The following is a 2,076-nucleotide window of genomic DNA, read 5'->3' as shown; positions in this document are numbered from 1 at the left end:
GACCTACTCGGCCGAGGAGGCGGCGGACATGGGGATGGTCAACGAAGTGATTCCGCACGAGGAGCTGGAAGAGGTTGCCTTGGAGTGGGCCGACGAGATGACGCGGAAGTCCCCGACCGCGATGCGGATGTTGAAGTACGCGTTCAACATGGCCGACGACGGCATGGTCGGCCAGCAGGTGTTCGCCGGCGAGGCGACCCGGCTGGCGTACATGACCGACGAAGCCGCCGAGGGCCGCGACGCGTTCTTGGAGGGCCGCGAGCCGGAGTTCCGAGAGTACCCCTGGCACTACTGAGCCGGGACGGCGGACCGACTCGTCGGAACCGCGATATTCACACGGCGTTCGTCCGGAGCGTCCGAACGACTGGCGTGGACTGACCAGCAGAAGAAACTTGTCACGCGAAGACTACCTCCGCGCATGAACGTCACCAGACAGGAGATCGGCTACGCCTTGATGTTCGCGTCGCTCGTCGTCTCGCTCGTGTTCATCTTCGAAGGGATCGGAGTCATCTGAACCGGGTCCGGACCGCTCTATCACCTGCCCGTACCGAGCAAGCCGTGAAACCGCTCCGGACAGACTCGCGCCGGAACGCGCGACCTGTCTCCGGGAACAGCGACCCCGAAACGAGAGGGATCGATCAGTCGTCCCCGACGATCCCCTCCGCGACCGCCATGTCGTCGACCGAGGGGTCGTCCTCGGAGGCCCGGAGGACGAACCGCTTGCGGATCAGGTCGGCCATGTAGATGGCCGTCCCGATGATGATCAGGGTGTCACCCGGGAGCCGCGCCCAGAACAGCGTCTGGACCAGATCGCGGTTGTAGAACTCGAGGCTGCGCGCGGCGGCGTACCCCTCAGTGAAGGCAACGTCGAGCTGGAGGAATCCGACGGGCAGCAGCGAGATGCCGACCATCAGCGCGAGGCCGACGTTCCAGCACCAGAACGACGCGCGGAGCCACGAGCCGTCCCAGCGGTCGGGGTCGATCGATAGCTGGAGCATGTACGCGACCATGCCGAGCGCGAGGAAGCCGAACGCGCCGAACATCGCGGCGTGGGCGTGGCCGACGGTGAGGTACGTGCCGTGTTCGTAGTAGTTGATCAGCGGGAGGTTGATGAAGAAGCCGAGGACGCCGGCCCCGACGAAGTTCCAGATCCCGCTGGCGACGATGAACATGAACGGGAGCTTGTAGGGGAAGCCGCTCGTCTCCGTCATCGCGCGGTACTGCCCGATCGCCTCGTAGAGGATGAAGATGAGCGGCAGCAGCTCCAGCGTCGAGAAGACGCTCCCGATCGGCACCCAGTAGTCGGGCATCCCGATCCACCAGTAGTGGTGTGAGACGCCGATGACGCCGGTCCCCATCACTAAGAGTGCCTGAAGCATCACCGCCTTCTCCGCGCTGCGGCGCGAGAGCAGGTTCATCGAGACGAGCGTCAGCCCGATGATCGCGACGATGAAGAACTCGAACGCGCCCTCGACCCACATGTGGACGACCCACCACCGCCAGAACTCGGTGACGGCGATGTTCGTCGACGGCGTGAACATGAAGCCGGCGACGAAAAGCAGGGTGATAGAGCCGCCCGCGTAGAGGATCATGTGCGCGAGCCCGTAGGCCGGCTCGCGGTCGAGCAGCGGCTTGAGCCCGCGGATCGCGAGGACCGCCCAGAGGACGAACCCGGCGAGCAGGCCGAACTGCCACACCTTCCCGACTTCGAGGTACTCCAACCCCTCGTTACCGAGCAGCCACCAGAGTTCGCCGGGGAGGTAACCGTTCGCGCCGAGCCAGATCCCGGCCATCCCGCCGACCACGACGGTCACCAGCGCGCCGAGGAGGACGTTCACGTACGTCCCCTGTCGCTTCGGCTCGTGACCCGTCAACAGCGGCGGAAGGAACAGTCCCGCCCCCAGCCACGTCGACGCGATCCAGAGGATGCCCAGATCGATGTGCCACGTCTTCGCGATGGAGAACGGGAGGAGTTGGAGGATGTGGACCCCGAAGATCTGCTCGATCCCGAAGAACCCGGCCCGTTCGATGTAGAAGTGCGCCAGCAGGCCGCCCAACAGTACCTGCGCGAGGAAC

The 2,076-nt window shown here is 65.2% G+C and carries 2 protein-coding genes; one reads left to right on the top strand and one right to left on the bottom strand.

Features of this window, described 5'->3' with window-relative positions:
• Positions 1-295: enoyl-CoA hydratase-related protein (locus BN903_RS15040; protein WP_048078502.1), on the top strand; the 295-nt coding region annotated here is incomplete at its 5' end.
• 343 nt (positions 296-638) lie between these two features.
• Here the strand turns inward: BN903_RS15040 and BN903_RS15035 are convergent.
• The coding region (locus BN903_RS15035; RefSeq protein WP_048078501.1) for a cbb3-type cytochrome c oxidase subunit I at positions 639-2,076 on the bottom strand (1,438 nt) is incomplete at its 5' end.

It is taken from the genome of Halorubrum sp. AJ67 (assembly GCF_000513435.1).
The sequence above is the reverse complement of the archived record's forward strand: the minus strand, read 5'-3'. Positions and strand labels throughout refer to the sequence as shown.